At 62.2% G+C, this 16,205-nt stretch carries 16 protein-coding genes; 6 read left to right on the plus strand and 10 right to left on the minus strand.

Annotated features, from left to right (window positions below; translation table 11 throughout):
- Positions 1 to 274: 274 nt before the first annotated feature.
- Positions 275 to 1,930, plus strand: coding sequence for an energy-dependent translational throttle protein EttA (ettA, locus tag ACGYK7_RS05040; protein ID WP_394399605.1), 1,656 nt, complete (start codon positions 275 to 277; stop codon positions 1,928 to 1,930).
- 282 nt (positions 1,931 to 2,212) lie between these two features.
- On the opposite strand, the gene ACGYK7_RS05045 is transcribed toward ettA, so the two are convergent.
- Positions 2,213 to 3,190, minus strand: coding sequence for a PleD family two-component system response regulator (locus ACGYK7_RS05045; protein WP_394399607.1), 978 nt, complete (start codon positions 3,188 to 3,190; stop codon positions 2,213 to 2,215).
- Between the two features lie 373 nt (positions 3,191 to 3,563).
- Here ACGYK7_RS05045 and ACGYK7_RS05050 point away from each other — a divergent pair, with 373 nt between their 5' ends.
- Together ACGYK7_RS05050 and ACGYK7_RS05055 are read left to right on the plus strand one after the other, a co-directional pair.
- Positions 3,564 to 3,770 carry a cold-shock protein gene (locus tag ACGYK7_RS05050; protein WP_067265226.1) on the plus strand — a complete coding sequence of 69 codons (207 nt, stop codon included), beginning with the start codon at positions 3,564 to 3,566 and terminating at the stop codon, positions 3,768 to 3,770.
- 141 nt (positions 3,771 to 3,911) lie between these two features.
- Positions 3,912 to 4,463: a L,D-transpeptidase gene (locus ACGYK7_RS05055; RefSeq protein ID WP_394399609.1), complete on the plus strand. Its 552-nt coding sequence runs from the start codon at positions 3,912 to 3,914 to the stop codon at positions 4,461 to 4,463.
- A gap of 315 nt (positions 4,464 to 4,778) precedes the next feature.
- Here ACGYK7_RS05055 and ACGYK7_RS05060 read toward each other — a convergent pair whose 3' ends face one another.
- From ACGYK7_RS05060 to ACGYK7_RS05085, 6 genes are all read right to left on the minus strand, one after another.
- Positions 4,779 to 5,759 (minus strand): ABC transporter substrate-binding protein, encoded by a 981-nt coding sequence (locus tag ACGYK7_RS05060; protein ID WP_394399611.1) that lies wholly within the window; start codon positions 5,757 to 5,759, stop codon positions 4,779 to 4,781.
- A 27-nt stretch (positions 5,760 to 5,786) separates the two neighbouring features.
- Positions 5,787 to 6,626 (minus strand): ABC transporter permease, encoded by an 840-nt coding sequence (locus tag ACGYK7_RS05065; protein WP_394399614.1) that lies wholly within the window; start codon positions 6,624 to 6,626, stop codon positions 5,787 to 5,789.
- Positions 6,626 to 7,486 (minus strand): ABC transporter permease, encoded by an 861-nt coding sequence (locus tag ACGYK7_RS05070; protein WP_394399616.1) that lies wholly within the window; start codon positions 7,484 to 7,486, stop codon positions 6,626 to 6,628. Before ACGYK7_RS05070 ends, ACGYK7_RS05065 begins: the two co-directional genes overlap by 1 nt.
- Entirely contained in the window at positions 7,486 to 8,271 is a 786-nt protein-coding gene (locus tag ACGYK7_RS05075; protein ID WP_394399618.1) for an ABC transporter ATP-binding protein, read from the minus strand. Before ACGYK7_RS05075 ends, ACGYK7_RS05070 begins: the two co-directional genes overlap by 1 nt.
- Before the next feature lie 74 nt (positions 8,272 to 8,345).
- Positions 8,346 to 9,806: a dihydropyrimidinase gene (gene hydA, locus ACGYK7_RS05080; RefSeq protein ID WP_394399620.1), complete on the minus strand. Its 1,461-nt coding sequence runs from the start codon at positions 9,804 to 9,806 to the stop codon at positions 8,346 to 8,348.
- A gap of 71 nt (positions 9,807 to 9,877) precedes the next feature.
- Positions 9,878 to 11,128: a Zn-dependent hydrolase gene (locus tag ACGYK7_RS05085; RefSeq protein WP_394399621.1), complete on the minus strand. Its 1,251-nt coding sequence runs from the start codon at positions 11,126 to 11,128 to the stop codon at positions 9,878 to 9,880.
- Positions 11,129 to 11,284: 156 nt separating this feature from the next.
- Between ACGYK7_RS05085 and ACGYK7_RS05090 the strand changes: the two genes are divergently transcribed.
- Both ACGYK7_RS05090 and ACGYK7_RS05095 read left to right on the plus strand, forming a co-directional pair.
- Positions 11,285 to 11,923, plus strand: a complete 639-nt coding sequence (locus ACGYK7_RS05090) for a TetR family transcriptional regulator C-terminal domain-containing protein (protein WP_394399623.1) — start codon at positions 11,285 to 11,287, stop codon at positions 11,921 to 11,923.
- A 99-nt stretch (positions 11,924 to 12,022) separates the two neighbouring features.
- Positions 12,023 to 12,235 carry a hypothetical protein gene (locus ACGYK7_RS05095; protein ID WP_394399625.1) on the plus strand — a complete coding sequence of 71 codons (213 nt, stop codon included), beginning with the start codon at positions 12,023 to 12,025 and terminating at the stop codon, positions 12,233 to 12,235.
- Positions 12,236 to 12,260: 25 nt separating this feature from the next.
- Here ACGYK7_RS05095 and preA read toward each other — a convergent pair whose 3' ends face one another.
- The gene (preA, locus tag ACGYK7_RS05100; protein WP_394399627.1) at positions 12,261 to 13,574 is read right to left on the minus strand and encodes an NAD-dependent dihydropyrimidine dehydrogenase subunit PreA; all 1,314 of its coding nucleotides are present in this window, start codon (positions 13,572 to 13,574) and stop codon (positions 12,261 to 12,263) included.
- A 25-nt stretch (positions 13,575 to 13,599) separates the two neighbouring features.
- Positions 13,600 to 14,931 (minus strand): NAD(P)-dependent oxidoreductase, encoded by a 1,332-nt coding sequence (locus ACGYK7_RS05105; protein WP_394399629.1) that lies wholly within the window; start codon positions 14,929 to 14,931, stop codon positions 13,600 to 13,602.
- Positions 14,932 to 15,262: 331 nt separating this feature from the next.
- Between ACGYK7_RS05105 and ACGYK7_RS05110 the strand changes: the two genes are divergently transcribed.
- Entirely contained in the window at positions 15,263 to 15,469 is a 207-nt protein-coding gene (locus ACGYK7_RS05110) for a cold-shock protein (RefSeq protein WP_067265254.1), read from the plus strand.
- Between the two features lie 49 nt (positions 15,470 to 15,518).
- Here ACGYK7_RS05110 and ACGYK7_RS05115 read toward each other — a convergent pair whose 3' ends face one another.
- Positions 15,519 to 16,175 (minus strand): arylesterase, encoded by a 657-nt coding sequence (locus tag ACGYK7_RS05115; protein WP_394399632.1) that lies wholly within the window; start codon positions 16,173 to 16,175, stop codon positions 15,519 to 15,521.
- Positions 16,176 to 16,205 lie beyond the last annotated feature (30 nt).

Below are 16,205 nucleotides of genomic sequence, written 5' to 3' on the forward strand. Positions count from 1 at the left end.
TGGTGAACTTCGTCACCTAACCGCAGATTGAATAGAGTCTAGCGCGAAAACGGCAGAAAAGTCGACCGAATTTCACCGATCGACTGGGCGGATCGCCTGCCAAACCCTTGCAAAACCATTAAATAGCCCGCCCTGCCTTCTTCTTGCGCAGGCGGCTTGCCCGCCTTGCAAAGCTTCGCCGGGCGGGGTGCCTACGCGATACAGAGTGTTTGATATTGCCCCGCCCGGGGGATATTGCACTGCAAACCCCAAAACGCGTTGCAAGGATTCTCCAATGGCCGCCTATCAATACGTCTATCACATGTCCGGCGTCTCCAAGACCTATCCCGGGGGCAAGAAGACATTCGAAAACATTCACCTGAACTTCCTCCCCGGCGTGAAGATCGGTGTCGTCGGCGTCAACGGCGCGGGTAAGTCCACGCTGCTCAAGATCATGGCCGGGCTCGACAAGGATTTCTCGGGCGAGGCATGGGCCGCCGAGGGTGCCAAGGTCGGCTACCTGCCGCAGGAGCCGAAACTCGACCCCGAAAAGACCGTGCGCGAGAACGTGATGGAGGGCGTGGCCGAGAAGAAGGCCATCCTCGACCGTTACAACGAACTGGCGATGAACTACTCGGATGAGACCGCCGAGGAGATGGCCAAGCTGCAAGACGACATCGACGCGCAGAACCTGTGGGATCTCGACAGCCAGATCGATGTCTCGATGGAAGCGCTGCGCTGCCCGCCGGACGACGCGATGCCGGAAAACCTCTCGGGCGGTGAGGCGCGTCGCGTGGCGCTCTGCAAGCTGCTCTTGGAAGCGCCCGACATGCTGCTGCTCGACGAGCCGACCAACCACCTCGACGCCGAGACCGTCGCTTGGTTGCAGCAGCACCTGATCGACTACAAAGGCACCATCCTCTGCGTCACCCACGACCGCTACTTCCTCGACGACATCACCGGCTGGATTCTTGAACTGGACCGTGGCCGGGGCATTCCTTACGAGGGCAACTACTCCGACTGGCTGGAGCAGAAGGCCAAGCGGCTGGCGCAGGAAGCCCGCGAGGACAAGTCCAAGCAAAAGACGCTGGAGCGCGAACTCGAATGGATGCGCCAAGGCGCCAAGGCCCGTCAGGCAAAATCCAAGGCCCGTATCGCGGCCTATAACGAGATGGCCGAACAATCCGAACGCGAAAAGCTTTCCCGCGCCCAGATCGTCATCCCCAACGGCCCGCGCCTCGGCAACAAGGTGATCGAGGTCGAGGGCCTGAAGAAGCACATGGGCGACAAGCAGTTGATCGACGGGCTCGACTTCTCGCTGCCGCCCGGTGGCATCGTCGGCGTGATCGGCCCCAACGGCGCGGGTAAATCGACGCTCTTCAAGATGCTGACCGGCCACGAGCAACCCGACGAGGGCAGCATCGAGTACGGTGACACCGTTGAACTCTCCTACGTCGATCAGAGCCGCGACGATCTGAACCCCGACGACACCGTCTGGCAGGCGATCTCGGGTGGGGCGGAGCTGATCAAGCTCGGTGATGCCGAGGTGAACAGCCGCGCCTATTGCTCGTCCTTCAACTTCAAGGGCGGCGACCAGCAGAAGAAAGTCGGCCTCCTGTCGGGCGGTGAGCGCAACCGCGTGCATATGGCGCGGCTGCTGAAAGAGGGCGGCAACGTCCTGCTCTTGGACGAACCGACCAACGACCTCGACGTGGAGACCCTGCGGGTGCTCGAAGACGCGCTGGTGGATTTCGCGGGCTGCGCCGTGGTGATCTCGCACGACCGTTTCTTCCTCGACCGGATTTGTACGCATATTCTGGCCTTTGAGGGCGAGGCGCATGTGGAATGGTTCGAGGGCAACTTCGAAGACTACGAAGAAGACAAGAAGCGCCGTCTGGGTGCTGATGCGCTGGAGCCGAAGCGCCTGAAACACAAGAAGTTCGCGCGGTAAGGATTGCGACTTAGCAATTTGGAGGGCGTCGAATTTCCGGCGCCCTTTTTCGTGCGCTCCTTTGCTAGAAGCCCGCCCGGCGGCACGCCGGGCATCGCCCTCCCTCCCCCCGGAGGGCGATTTTGCAACGTACCGACATGCAAAAACGTCAGCGCGCCCTACTCACCCCTCGCAAACCCAAACCGTTAAGATCGCCCCCCAGGGAGGGCGACGCCCTCTGCACATGAACGCAAAAACCCGCCCGCAATGCGGACGGGTCTATCCCTTCAAAGGCTCCTGCCCTCAGCGTTCGTCGTCGATCGCCGTTTCCAACTGGGCAAAGAGGTTATCCTCATCATGCCGCACCAAGCCGTGCAGCGGATCCCAGCTTTGGAGATATTCGCGCAGCTTGTTGCTGGCCGACAGACCCGACCAGAGGCGCTGCTCGGTCACCGAATGCAGCTGCAAGGACGGGGCCAGTCCGCCGTTCATGCCCTTGCCGTCCCAGTTCTTCTCCAGATGCTCGCGCATCCGCTCGGCCATCGAGGCCGTGTTCAACCGTGCGCGGCTCATCACCACGCCGATGAAACGCCCGCTGCCCGCATAGGCCAGATGAAAACGCATGCCCTCCAGCGAATGCACGGAGGCGCGGGCCACCTGCTCCATCTGGCGGCGGAAGGCCGGAGCCTTGACCGCGCGATAGATGCCGCGCGCCCCCTCGACCGAGATCGAAAACAGGCTCATCGAGAAACAGCCGCTTGGCAGGCGCAGCAGGTAATTCTCAAGCGCGGAAACATTGCTACAGGCCGAGACATCGAGGTCGAAATCCTCGTCAAAGCGGATCTGCATCATCTGCGTCAACTCGGCCAGCGTATGCTGCGCCTCGCGTTCGCGCAGCAGGGATGCGTTCAGCATGCTGGCAGAATTGATCCGCGCACTGAGTTCGACACCGTCCAATGGCTTGCAAAGAAAATCCGTGGCACCCGCGTCGAAGGCCCGTTGCATCATCGCAGGCTCTTTGCTCGCCGTGATCATGATGATCGGCACGGCGCGGTAGAATGGCACATCGCGGATCATCTCGCACAGGCTGATCCCGTTGATGCCCGGCATCATGATATCGAGCAGGAATGAGTCGAAGGGCCGGTTCGACTCCTGCATGATCTCCAGCGCCTCTTCCGAGCTTTCGCAGCAGGTCAGCTCGTAATTGTCATTCTCGGTCAGGCAACCTGTGAGCAGATCAAGGATGACCGGGTCATCGTCTACGGCAAGGATACGCATCATGTCTCGTTACTCCACATGGGGGGCGCTGGCAGGCGCACTTGGGGCTTTCTGGCAAAAAACCACCTGCGCCGGGCAGCAATGAGACCGGTTTGCGGCAAACTCGGGACGGTGCAATTTGGCGCGTTCCCCGCAAAATATGGGGATCGCGAAACTTCGTGGCGGGAATTTGCCGAAAACCGTGTTCCCGGTCCCGCCGAAACCCGCCAAAATGCGATGCCCCTTGAACGAATCCCCCCCGAGTGCAATATAGACAGTGCAGACGTTATCTTTTTCGACCACTGTCTCCCTCATACGGCGCTCAGTCTATCGATCCAGACCAACCACGCCGGGCCATCGCACCAACGCGGATGGCATCAATATGGAGACTACGGATATGGCCACTGGCACCGTAAAATGGTTCAACACAACTAAAGGCTTCGGCTTCATCGCACCCGACGGCGGCAGCAAAGACGTTTTCGTGCACATTTCCGCTGTTGAGCGCGCTGGCCTGACCGGCCTGGCCGACAACCAGAAAGTGACCTTCGACATCGAAGCTGGCCGCGACGGCCGTGAATCCGCGACCAACCTCGCGCTGGCCTAAGGCCCGGGGGCTTCGGCCCTGATGTAAGAATTCGAACCGACCTGCCGATACCGGCAGGTCGGTTTTTTTGTGTCGAGCCTTGCTAAAATGGCCTCCCATGGCAAAATGCGGGGAAACCGCAATATTTTGATGGAGCCTGCCATGCGCCGCCGTACCTTTTTGACCAGCACCGTGGCCGCAGCCGCCCTACCCCTGATGGCGCAGGCCCGCACCGCCGCCTATGACCCCGCCCCGCAGATGGTCCCGGTCAAGGCACAATATGCGCCCGGGCAATTGCTGATCCTGCCGCGCAGCCATTACCTCTATTTCGTCACGTCGCCGGGCCAAGCGATGCGCTATGGCGTAGGCGTCGGCAAAGCGGGGCTGGAATTCACCGGCACCGCGACCATCGACGTCAAAAAGGAGTGGCCCACATGGCGGCCAACCAATGAGATGATCGAACGCGAGCCGCAGACCTACAAGCGTTTCATCGGCAACACCGACGCCCAGCCCGGCGGCCCCGGCAACCCCTTGGGCGCGCGGGCGCTCTATCTGTTCCAGAACGGGCGGGACACCTTCTTCCGCATCCATGGCACCACGCAGCCGAACTCCATCGGGCGGTCCGTGTCGAACGGCTGCATTCGGATGCTGAACGCGCATGTGATCGACCTGTATCAGCGGGTGCCGATCGGGACGAAGGTCACGGTGCTTTAAGGCCCCCTAGAGGAGAATAAGGGCCGAGCTTTGCGCTGGCCTTTACCGCTTACATCGGCTCCGGCTCAAAGGGCCATCGTCTGCCCGTGGGGAGGCGATCACAACATCAGACAATGCCACTTTATGGCGCAGATTTGATGTGCGGGAGAAAGCGCAGAGCAATTCTCGCCAAATCGCCTACCCGCCGGGACGGGCAGGCGATGGCCCGGCGCCTGCGGCTTGATTCCGGGCCGTGAGGCCGCTTGGGAACGTCGCACAAACGAAAAAGGGCCAGCGCAGCGCGCCAGCCCCTCCCTTCATCATAGACGCCAAAGCTTACTGAAGCGCCTTGTCCGTGATGTCATGGGTCCAAGCGCCCTCAGGCGCCTTGGTGATCATTCCGCCTTCCATAGTGATCGCCGCACTGCGATCAAAGGCCGCCTCGTCCAACCGCCCGTCGCTGCCCTCGGTCAGCTTGGCGATCTCGCCCATCATGCGGGTCTGGTGCTTCTCGGTCTGGGCGCCGGTCTGGTCGTTTTCCAGCACGATCTCGGCGGCTTCCTCGACATTCTCCTCGGCGTATTTCCAGCCTTTCATGGAGGCCCGGACGAAACGCGCCAGCTTGTCGACCATCTCGGGGTCTTCGAGGTTCTCCTCGGTGGTATAAAGACCGTCTTCCAGCGTCGAGATGCCCTCGTCCTCATATTTGAAGACTACCAGATCCTCGGGCGTCAGACCGGCGTCGATCACCTGCCAATATTCGTTGTAGGTCATGGTGGTGGCGCATTCGACCTGCTTTTGCAGCAGCGGATCGACGTTGAAGTTAATCTTCTGGATCGTCACGCCGCCTTCGGAGCCATCGGTGGGATAGCCCAGCTTGCCCATCCAGCTCATCAGCGGAATCTCATTGCCGAAGAACCATGTCCCAAGCGTATTGCCGGGGAAGTCCTCGGGGCTTTCGATGCCATGTTCCTTGAGGCAGGTCAGCATCAGGCCGGATTTGGCGAAGGGCTGCGCGATGTTGACGATCGGCGCGCCCTTGTCGCGCGCGGCCAGCGCCGAGGGCAGCCAGTCCACCATCACATCGGCCCCGCCGCCCAAGAGCACCTGCACCGGCGCAATGTCCGGCCCGCCGGGCTTGATGGTGACATCGAGCCCTTCTTCCTCATAGAACCCTTTGTCTTTGGCCACGTAGTAGCCCGCGAACTGGGCCTGCGTGACCCATTTAAGCTGTAGCGTCAGGTTGTCGGCGGCCTGCGCCACGCCCCCCCAGAGGCCCAAGGCCGCCCCGGCAGCGATCTTCGTGATGGTTTTCATTTTTATCTCCCTGTTGGTTGGTCGTCTCTAGTTCCTTTGGCTGGGGTGCCAAAAGGTCACCCGTCCTTCGATAAGGGCCATGATACCATAGAACGCCGATCCGGCTATCGCCGCGACAACAATCTCGGCCCAGACCAGATCAAGCGCAAGCTGGCCCACCGAGGTAGAGATGCGAAAGCCCATCCCCAGCACCGGAGAGCCGAAGAATTCGGCAACGATGGCGCCAATGAGGGCAAGAGTGGTGCCGATCTTGAGCCCATTGAAGACGAAAGGCATCGCCGCCGGCAGCCGCAGCTTCACAAGCGTGCGCCAATAGCCCGCCGCGTAGGTGCGCATCAGGTCGCGCTGCATGGCATCGCTGGCCTGAAGCCCCTGCACGGTGTTCACCAGCATCGGGAAGAAGACCATGACCACGACGATCGCCGCCTTGGACTGCCAGCCAAAGCCGAACCACATCACCATGATCGGCGCCATGCCGATGATCGGCAGCGCGGCCACGAAATTGCCCACCGGCAAAAGGCCGCGTTGCAGGAAGGGGAAGCGGTCGATCGCCAGCGCCGTCAGGAAGGCCGCGCCGCAGCCGATGATGTAGCCGCTCAGCGCCCCCTTGATGACGGTCTGCACGAAGTCGATCCACAGGATGTCGAGCGACGTGGCCATGCGCGCCGCGATGACCGAGGGCGCGGGCAGCAGCACTTGATTGATCTCGAAACCGCGCACCACGCCTTCCCAGACGGCAATGAGCGTAATGCCAAAGACCAGCGGCGCCGCCAGCGACGCCCCCCGCGAGGGCCGCTGCCGGGCCAGCCAGACATTGAGCGACAGGCCCGCGATCCATGCGAAAATGGCGAAAAGAACCCAGCCCATCATGCCATCCCCATCCGCTTGAGTGTCAGCCGCTGCACCAGCCCGATGAGCCCCACCATCGCCGCCGCAAGCGCAGCCGCCATCAGAAGCGCGCTCCAGATCTGCACGGTCTGGCCGTAGTAGCTACCGGCCAAGAGCCGCGCACCGAGTCCCGCAACCGCCCCGGTCGGCATCTCACCCACGATGGCCCCGACCAGCGAGGCCGCAACGCCGACCTTCAATGAGGTGAAGAAATAGGGCATCGACGACGGCAGCCGCAGTTTCCAGAAGGTCTGCCAGCCGCTCGCGTTCCATGTCCGCATCTGGTCAAGCTGCATCTGATCGGGGCTGCGCAGCCCCTTCACCATGCCCACGACCACCGGGAAGAACGACAGATACATGCTGATGATCGCCTTCGGCAGCAGGCCCGACAGGCCCACGGCATTCAAGACCACGATGATCATCGGCGCGATGGCGAGGATCGGAATGGTCTGACTGGCGATCACCCAGGGCATCACGCTCATGTCCATGGTCCGGTTGAAGACGATCCCCACCGCCAAAAGCGTGCCGAGCGCGGTGCCCATGACGAAGCCCAGAAAGGTCGCGCTGAAGGTGACCCATGTGTGGTAGATCAGCGAGCGTTTCGAGGTGACCTTCTTCTCTACCGTGGTCTTCCACAGTTCCGCGCCGACCTGATGCGGCGCGGGAAGTTTCGGTTTCTCCTGCGACCATGTGTCGGCCACCAGTTCCGAGAATGTCAGCGTCTTGTCGCCCCGTGCCGCCACATCCCGCGCCCATTGCGCGTTGAGCGCGACAGCCGCGCCATACCAGATGACGATCAACAGACCCACGACCGTGAGAATGGGGATAATATTCCGCATCAATCGTCCCCATGCCCGGCGCGCAGCCCCTCGCGCACGCGGTGCGCGATCTCGAGGAATTCCGGGCTTTCGCGAATCTCCAAGGGCCGTTCGCGCGGCAGCGGGCTTTCGATCACGTCAGCGATCCTGCCCGGCCGCGGGCTCATCACCACGATCTTGGTGCTGAGATACACCGCCTCGGGGATCGAATGGGTGACGAAGGCGATGGTCTTTTCGGTCCGCGCCCAGAGCTTCAAAAGCTGCTCGTTGAGGTGGTCGCGCACGATCTCGTCCAGCGCGCCGAAAGGCTCGTCCATCAGCAGGATGTCGGCGTCGAAGGACAGCGCCCGCGCGATCGAGGCGCGCTGCTGCATCCCGCCCGAGAGCTGCCAAGGAAACTTCTTCTCGAAGCCCGAAAGCTCCACCAGGTCGAGCACCCGTTTCACCCGCTGGTCCTGCTCGGCCCGGGGCACGCCCATGATCTCAAGCGGCAGGCGAATGTTGCCGCCGATGGTGCGCCACGGGTAAAGACCCGCCGCCTGAAAGACGTAGCCATAGGCCCGTGATTTACGCGCTTCCTCGGGCGAGACGCCGTTGATGGTCACGGTGCCGCCCGTGGGCTGCTCTAGATCGGCCATGACCCGCAGGAAGGTCGTCTTGCCACAGCCCGATGGGCCGATGAAGCTGACGAAATCCCCCTTGTGGATCTCGAGGTTCACGTCTTTCAACGCGTGGACCGGCCCGTCATTGGTTTGAAAGGTCAGGTCAAGATTGCTGGCGCTGATCACGCTCTGGCTGTCATTCACGTATTTTACTTCCCTGTTGGTCGGCCGCTTTTGGCGCGGCACTTTACCCGGTTATCGTGGCGGTTCTACATGGCTCAGATCCCCGCCGGGATGTTCAGCGGATCACGCTTGATCATCTTGGGGCTGTTGAGTTCCTTCCACTTACTGAGCGCGACATTGGCGCTCGGGAAGGCCGGGCGCGGTACGAAACGGCCACGACCGGGCTGCGGCTGGCTGTTCTGCCCCCAGGCCCAGATCACCTCGCCACGGCTTAGGGTAAAGCGGCTCTGCGCCTTGACCTCGAAGCCTTCGAAGACGTTGTAATCCAGCACCGAATGATGGTTCGCGGGGCTGATCGTCTTGGTGATCTTCGGATCCCAAACCACGATATCGGCATCCGCGCCTTCGACGATGGCACCCTTCTGCGGATAGATATTCAGGATCTTGGCAATATTGGTCGAGGTCGTGGCGACGAACTCGTTCGGCGTCAGCCGGCCCGTCTCCACCCCTTCGGTCCAGAGCACGGCCAGACGCTCCTCCAGCCCGTTCGAGCCGTTGGGGATGATGCGGAAATCATCGCGGCCCGCGCGTTTCTGCTCAGTGCTGAAAGCGGCATGGTCCGTGGCGACCACCTGCAAGCTGCCCGATTGCAACCCGGCCCAAAGACTGTCCTGATGATCCTTCGAGCGGAAGGGCGGCGACATGACGCGGCGCGCGGCATGGTCCCAATCGGTGTTGAAATATTCCGACTCGTCCAGCGTCAGGAACTGGATCAGCGGCTCGCCATAAACCCGCATCCCCTTCTGCCGCGCACGCCGGATTGCCTCATGGGTCTGTTCGCAAGAGACATGCACGATATAAAGCGGCACGCCCGCCGTATCGGCGATGGTGATGGCGCGGTTCGCGGCCTCGCCCTCAAGCTCGGGCGGGCGGGAATAGGCATGGCCCTCCGGTCCGGTGATGCCCTGATCGAAATACTTCTGCTGCAACTCGGCCACCAGATCGCCATTCTCGGCATGGACCATCGGCAGCGCGCCCAATTCGGCGCAGCGCTTGAAGGAGGCGAACATCTCGTCGTCCTCGATCATCAAGGCGCCCTTGTAGGCCATGAAATGCTTGAAGCTGTTCACCCCCATGTCGACCGCGTCCTTCATCTCGTTGAAGACGGTCTCGTCCCAGCCGGTAACGGCCATGTGATAGCCGATGTCCGAACAAATCTGCGGCGCCGACTTGCGATGCCATTCGTTGATCGCGTTCTTGATGCTGCCATCGGCGCCCGGCAGGCAGAAGTCGACCACCATCGTGGTGCCGCCCACCGCCGCGGCCCATGTGCCGGACTCAAAGGTCTCAGCCGCCGTGGTGCCCATGAAGGGCATCTCCAAATGCGTATGGGGGTCGATCCCACCGGGGATCACATAGGCGCCTTCGGCGTCGATGTATTCGTCCCCCGTAAGGTCTTCGCCGATGCGCTTGATCTTCTCTCCCTCGATCAGCACATCGGCTTTCCACGTTCGATCCGCCGTGCAGACCATGCCACCCTTGATTACCTTGCTCATCTTTCTCTCCCCATCTTTCTGGCTGTTCACATCGGGGGCCGGGGCAGCACCCCCGACCTCCGCCCGCGTGTTCAGCCCTCTATTTCCGCCGTCTCCAGCACCGCATGGAGCAGCACATCCGCCCCCGCCTTGGCCCAATCCTTGGTAATCTCCTCGGCCTCGTTGTGGCTCAGACCATCAACACAGGGGCACATCACCATCGCCGTAGGCGCCACGCGGTTGATCCAGCAGGCATCGTGACCCGCGCCCGAGATCAGGTTCATATGGCTGTAGCCCAGCCGTTGGGCAGCGTTGCGCACAGCCGTCACGCAGCCCGCGTCGAAGGCCACGGGATCAAAGCCGCCGACCTTTTCGAATTCGATCTGCACATCCATATCGTCGGCGATCTTTTGACCCTCTTCGCGCAAACGGGCCTCCATATCCTCAATGACCGACAGTTCGGGCGACCGGAAATCGACGGTAAAGACCGTCTTGCCGGGGATCACGTTGCGCGAATTGGGATAGACCTCGATATGGCCCGCCGCGCCAACCGCATGGGGCGCGTGGCTGAGCGCGATCTCATTCACCTTCTCCAACACCCGCGCCATCCCGAGACCGGCATCCCGGCGCATCGGCATCGGGGTAGAGCCGGTGTGGCTGTCCTTGCCGGTGATCGTTACCTGGGTCCAACTCAAGCCCTGCCCGTGGGTGACGACGCCGATATCCTTGCCCTCGGCTTCGAGGATCGGGCCCTGTTCGATGTGCAGCTCGAAGAAGGCATGCATCTTGCGCTTGCCCACTTCCTCCTCGCCGCGCCAGCCGATGCGCTGCAACTCGTCGCCAAAGCTCTTGCCTTCGGCATCGGTGCGCGCGTAGGCCCAGTCTTGCGTGTGGATGCCAGCAAAAACCCCCGACGACAGCATCGCGGGGGCGTAACGGGTGCCTTCTTCGTTGGTGAAGTTGGTCACGACGATCGGGTGTTTGGTCTTGATCCCCAGATCGTTCATCGTGCGGATGATCTCCAACCCGCCAAGCACGCCAAGGATGCCATCGTATTTCCCGCCCGTCGGCTGGGTGTCGAGGTGGCTGCCCACATAGACCGGCAGCGCATCGGGGTCGGCGCCCTCCCGCTGGGCGAACATATTGCCCATCTGATCAAGCCCCATGGTACAGCCCGCCTCTTTGCACCACTTTTGGAACAGGGCGCGGCCTTCGGCGTCTTCATCCGTCAGCGTCTGGCGGTTGTTGCCCCCCGCCACGCCGGGGCCGATCTTGGCCATTTCCATCAAGGAATCCCAAAGACGGTCGGGATCAATCTTGAGGTTCTCTCCGGGCGCGGGCATAGGTCACTCCTCTGTCATCGGCTGGGGCCGTGTTGTTTTTTTACCATTTGGTAAATCCACGATTGCGATTAGGTTAGGCTCTGTCAAGAACTGGTTTGAAACAACCCGCCGCCGATCCGGCAAACGCCTTTTTTAGCAGCACCAAGGATCATTGCCTTGCCCGAAAGCTCCGCCAAGAAACCCAGCCGCATCCAACGACGCAACCGCCGGGTGATTCTGGATGCCGCGCTCGAAGTCTTTTCCAAACACGGCTACCGGGGTGCCACGCTGGACCAAATCGCCGCCGAGGCTGGGCTGAGCAAACCGAATATTCTCTATTACTTCAATGGCAAAGAAGACATTCACGTCACTTTGCTGTCGCAGCTGATGGAAACATGGCTCGACCCGTTGGTGGAACTGGACCCCGAAGGCGACCCCCGGCGCGAGATTTTGGACTATGTCGAACGCAAGCTGACCATGTCGCGCGAACTCCCACGCGAAAGCCGCCTTTTCGCCAATGAAATCCTGCAAGGCGCGCCCCGGATCGAGCCCGAGTTGCACAGCCATCTCAAACCCCTGTTCGACGAGAAATGCGCCGTGATCGCGGGCTGGGTAGCGGCGGGCAAACTGCCCGCGCTGGACCCGCAACATCTGATTTTTTCCATCTGGGCAACGACCCAGCATTACGCGGATTTCGAGGCGCAGGCGCAAATCCTGCTCGGCCCCGAGACCGATCCCCGCCCCCGCGCGCAGGCCCATCTTCAGGCGATGTTCGGCGCGCTATTGGATCAGCCCGCGCCAGCGCCAAACGATTAACCCTAACGGCCAGCGCCACCCTGCGTTTAAGTCCCCGTTAACACATGCCCCCCAGTCTGACGGCGGGTGTGGGCTCCTTCCAAGGAAAAAGGGGCAGTGATGAATGTAGGCAATTTGAACGGCGCAGGCGCTGCGCGGGATGCGGAGGGGGCAGATCCGGCAGCGTCCGATGAACCGGCAGGCGCGCCGCCCGTCACCCGCGAAGAGATGGCTCGGGATGCGGCCATGGCACTGATCGCGGCACGGCGGGAGGTGGCAGAGATACCGCCCCCCGCGGCCGATACCGCCGCCCCGTCGCGCAGAAAGCCCTGAACGCGGGGCGCCGGCGGGTCTTGCCTTACTCTGCCGGTTCGACCGCGTGAACGGAGGGGTTGTTGGGATGCGTGGTCCAATTGGCATAGTCCGGCGTCACCGTCTTGCCGGTGCGCAGGTCGGTGGTCCCCGCCGCCAGTTCCTCCATCGAGATGCAGTCTTCGACCGGGCAGACATTGACGCAGAGATTGCAGGCGACGCATTCCTCTTCGATCACGGTGAAAGTGCGGTCGTCGGACATGGCGATGGCCTGGTGGCTGGTGTCCTCGCAAGCGGCAAAGCAACGACCGCAGGAGATGCATAGGTCTTGGTCGATCTTCGCCTTGGCGACGTAGTTCAGGTTCAACTGGTTCCAGTCGGTGACATTCGGCACCGCGCGGCCCACCAGTTGGTCGACCGAGGTCAGCCCCTTCTCGTCCATATATTCCGACAGGCCCGAGATCATCTCTTGCACCACCTTGAAGCCATAGGTCATGGCCGCCGTGCAGACCTGCACATTGCCCGCGCCAAGGGCGAGGAACTCTGCCGCGTCGCGCCATGTGGTGACGCCGCCGATGCCGCTGATCGGCAGACCGTGGGTCTCGGGGTTGCGGGCAATCTCGGCCACCATGTTGAGCGCGATGGGTTTGACCGCCGGGCCGCAATAGCCGCCGTGGGTGCCCTTGCCGTCGATCGTGGGCTCGGGTGCGAAAAGGTCCAGATCGACCGAGGTGATGGAGTTGATCGTGTTGATCAGGCTCACCGCATCCGCGCCACCGCGCTTGGCGGCCTCGGCGGGGTAGATCACATTGGTGATGTTCGGCGTCAGCTTCACGATCACCGGCATGCGGGTGTACATCTTGCACCAGCGGGTGACCATTTCGATATATTCCGGCACCTGCCCCACGGCAGAGCCCATGCCACGCTCGGCCATGCCATGCGGGCAGCCGAAGTTCAGTTCGATCCCATCGGCGCCAGTCTCCTCCACATGCGGCAGGATGGCTTTCCAGGCCTCCTCCTCGCAAGGCACCATGATCGAGGCGATGAGCGCGCGGTCGGGGTAGTCGCGTTTGACCGCCTTCATCTCGCGCAGGTTCACCTCAAGCGGGCGGTCTGTGATCAACTCGATGTTGTTGAGCCCCAGAAGCCGCCGGTCCGCGCCCCAGATCGCGCCGTAGCGCGGGCCGTTGACATTGACCACCGGCGGCCCTTCGGAGCCGAGGGTCTTCCAGACCACCCCGCCCCAGCCCGCCTCATAGGCGCGGCGCACGTTGTATTCCTTGTCCGTCGGCGGCGCGGAGGCCAGCCAGAACGGGTTGGGGGATTTGATCCCGATGAAATCGCTTCTCAGATCAGCCATGTTATGTCTCCCTCTCGGCGCGGCCTCAGCCCGCCGCCCCCATCAATGTGGTGTGAATGTCCATCGCCGCGTCGCGGCCCTCGGCCACGGCGGTCACCGTCAGGTCATCGCCGCCGCTGGCGCAATCGCCCCCGGCCCAGACCCCGGCGAGGCTGGTGCGCCCGGTGCCATCGACCTTGATCTTGCGCCCGTCGAGTTCGGGCAGCCCCTCGCCCAACAGCGTCTGACCGATGGCCTTGAACACCTGATCCGCTTGCAGGCGCAGAGTCTGGCCGGTGCCCTTCATCGCCTCATCGACATATTCAAACTCGATCTCGCGCACCGACCCGTTGCCATGCACGGCAATCGGCACCGCATGGGTCACGATCCGCACCCCTTTGGAGGCGGCGAGGTCTTGCTCGAACACGCTTGCATTCATCCGGTCGCGCCCGCGGCGATAGACCAGCGTCACATTGAGCGCGCCCAGCAGTTTGGCCTGCACCGCCGCGTCCACCGCCGTCATCCCGCCGCCGATCACCACCACGTCGCGGCCAATCGGCACGCCGGAGATATCACTGGCCTGCCGCAGTTCGGCGATGAAATCGACCGCATTGGCAACCCCGGCCTTATCCTCCCCCTCGGCCCCGAGGGCATTGACGCCGACCAACCCCATGCCAAGGAAAACCGCATCGTAATCGGCCTTCAGTTCTTCGAGAGTGACATCACGCCCCACGGCAACCTCATGGCGGAAGGTGATCCCGCCGATCTGCATCAGCCAATCCACCTCGGCCTGCGCGAAGCCGTTCGGGGTCTTATAGGCCGCGATGCCATATTCGTTCAGCCCGCCGGGCTTGGGCCGCGCGTCGATGATCTCGACCTCATGGCCCAGCATCGCCAGACGGTGCGCGCAGGACAAACCCGCCGGTCCCGCGCCCACCACCGCGATGCGCTTGCCCGTGGCCGCCGCGCGCTTGAACGGATGCACGCCCTGCGCCATCAGATGATCCGTCGCATAGCGCTGCAACTGGCCGATTAACACCGGCTTGCCCTCAGCCACTTCGCGCACGCAGACCTCTTCGCAGAGCGTCTCTGTCGGGCAGACCCGGGCGCACATGCCGCCGAGGATGTTCTGGCTCAGGATCGTCTTGGCCGCCGCATCGGGCGTGCCGGTGGCGATCTGCCGGATGAACAGCGGAATGTCGATGTCGGTCGGGCAGGCCGTTATGCAGGGCGCGTCGTGGCAAAAGTAACAGCGGTCCGCCGCGACCAGCGCCTCATGTTCGTCCAAGGGCGGATGAAGATCCGAAAACCCCTCGGCATAGCTCTGCGGTTCTAACCGCCCCGGAACGATCCCCGGCTCAAACACATCTCGTGCCATATCAAAATCCCTGTCGTTTTCTTGGTGTTTTGAAAACGCTCTCACGGAATCATTTTTTTATCAACTGGTAAATTTTTGAAAAACGCGCCTTCTGCAAGTTCCCGAGATGCCTGCCAGTTTTGTAACAGGCAGGTTATATTTCATGGGCGCTTCCTTGCTTGCGCCCCCTCGCCCCGTAAAAATCCTTGATTTTAAAAATAGAGATTCCAATATCACAACTGCGACGCGAAGACTTTTCGACCCGGCTGCCCTAAGGCTCCAGCGATCACGAATTCGACCGAGCCGCGCTGCCGCATGTTGCGGGCAGATCAGAGAGAGGGAGACACGGGGCATGGCTACTGGCACCGTAAAATGGTTCAACACGACAAAAGGCTACGGCTTCATCGCACCGGATGCGGGCGGCAAAGACATCTTTGTCCATATTTCCGCAGTAGAGCGCGCAGGGCTGACCGGGCTGGCGGACAACCAAAAGGTCAGCTTTGACGTCGAAGCCGGCCGCGATGGCCGCGAAAGCGCGAGCAACATCGCGCTGGCCTGAACGGGCCACATCATGATGATCGAAACGGACGCTGCGGCGTCCGTTTTTGTTAGCGGTGCGCGGCGGCGCGGGCGGCAAGCTCCGCCACCACAGGGCCAATGTCTTCCACGATCAGCGCCACGCCTTCGGCATTAGGGTGGATGCCGTCGCCTTGGAAATAGCGCTGCACCGTCTCGCTCCGCGCGCTGGCGGCATTCTTTTCCTCGGCCAGCAGGCCGGTAAAGAAGTCCGGGTAGAACAGTGCCCCGTAGGCCTCGGCCAGATCGGGGTAGAGCCCTTCGAACTCCGCCTTATAGCCCGCCCCGTAGTTAGCCGGCGCGCTCATGCCGACCAGAAGCACCTCCACATCCGCCTTTTTCGCAGCGGCAAGGATGCCGTCGATGTTGCCGCGCGCCTGCGCCGGGTCCAGCCCGCGCAGCATGTCGTTGCCCCCCAGCGTCACGATCATCGCGTCCACCTCAGGCGTCAGGGTCCAGTCGACCCGCGCCAGCCCGCCAGCGGTGGTGTCGCCCGACACGCCCGCGTTGAGGATCTTGGCCTCGACCCCCTCGGCATCCAGCCAGTCTTGCAATTGCGGCACGAACCCCTCCTCGGCGGGCAGCCCGTAGCCTTGGGTCAGGCTGTCGCCGAGGGCTGCGATCACCACCTCCTCGGCCTGCGCCGCGCTGCCTAAAATAAAGGCAAAACAGATCAATACCTTGCGCATCCTTCGCGGACCTCCATATCCATCACGTAC

The organism is Sulfitobacter sp. 1A15299, from assembly GCF_043556915.1.
Lineage (GTDB): Bacteria > Pseudomonadota > Alphaproteobacteria > Rhodobacterales > Rhodobacteraceae > Sulfitobacter.

Coding starts and splice junctions, on each gene's coding strand:
- ACGYK7_RS05045 (WP_394399607.1), bottom strand. CDS start 3,190: ATGATGCGTATCCTTGCCGTAGACGATGACCCGGTCATCCTTGATCTG.
- ACGYK7_RS05085 (WP_394399621.1), bottom strand. CDS start 11,128: ATGCCCGCGCCCGGAGAGAACCTCAAGATTGATCCCGACCGTCTTTGG.
- ACGYK7_RS05070 (WP_394399616.1), bottom strand. CDS start 7,486: ATGCGGAATATTATCCCCATTCTCACGGTCGTGGGTCTGTTGATCGTC.
- ACGYK7_RS05105 (WP_394399629.1), bottom strand. CDS start 14,931: ATGGCACGAGATGTGTTTGAGCCGGGGATCGTTCCGGGGCGGTTAGAA.
- ettA (WP_394399605.1), top strand. CDS start 275: ATGGCCGCCTATCAATACGTCTATCACATGTCCGGCGTCTCCAAGACC.
- ACGYK7_RS05050 (WP_067265226.1), top strand. CDS start 3,564: ATGGCCACTGGCACCGTAAAATGGTTCAACACAACTAAAGGCTTCGGC.
- ACGYK7_RS05115 (WP_394399632.1), bottom strand. CDS start 16,175: ATGCGCAAGGTATTGATCTGTTTTGCCTTTATTTTAGGCAGCGCGGCG.
- ACGYK7_RS05110 (WP_067265254.1), top strand. CDS start 15,263: ATGGCTACTGGCACCGTAAAATGGTTCAACACGACAAAAGGCTACGGC.
- ACGYK7_RS05055 (WP_394399609.1), top strand. CDS start 3,912: ATGCGCCGCCGTACCTTTTTGACCAGCACCGTGGCCGCAGCCGCCCTA.
- preA (WP_394399627.1), bottom strand. CDS start 13,574: ATGGCTGATCTGAGAAGCGATTTCATCGGGATCAAATCCCCCAACCCG.
- ACGYK7_RS05095 (WP_394399625.1), top strand. CDS start 12,023: ATGAATGTAGGCAATTTGAACGGCGCAGGCGCTGCGCGGGATGCGGAG.
- ACGYK7_RS05060 (WP_394399611.1), bottom strand. CDS start 5,759: ATGAAAACCATCACGAAGATCGCTGCCGGGGCGGCCTTGGGCCTCTGG.
- ACGYK7_RS05065 (WP_394399614.1), bottom strand. CDS start 6,626: ATGGGCTGGGTTCTTTTCGCCATTTTCGCATGGATCGCGGGCCTGTCG.
- hydA (WP_394399620.1), bottom strand. CDS start 9,806: ATGAGCAAGGTAATCAAGGGTGGCATGGTCTGCACGGCGGATCGAACG.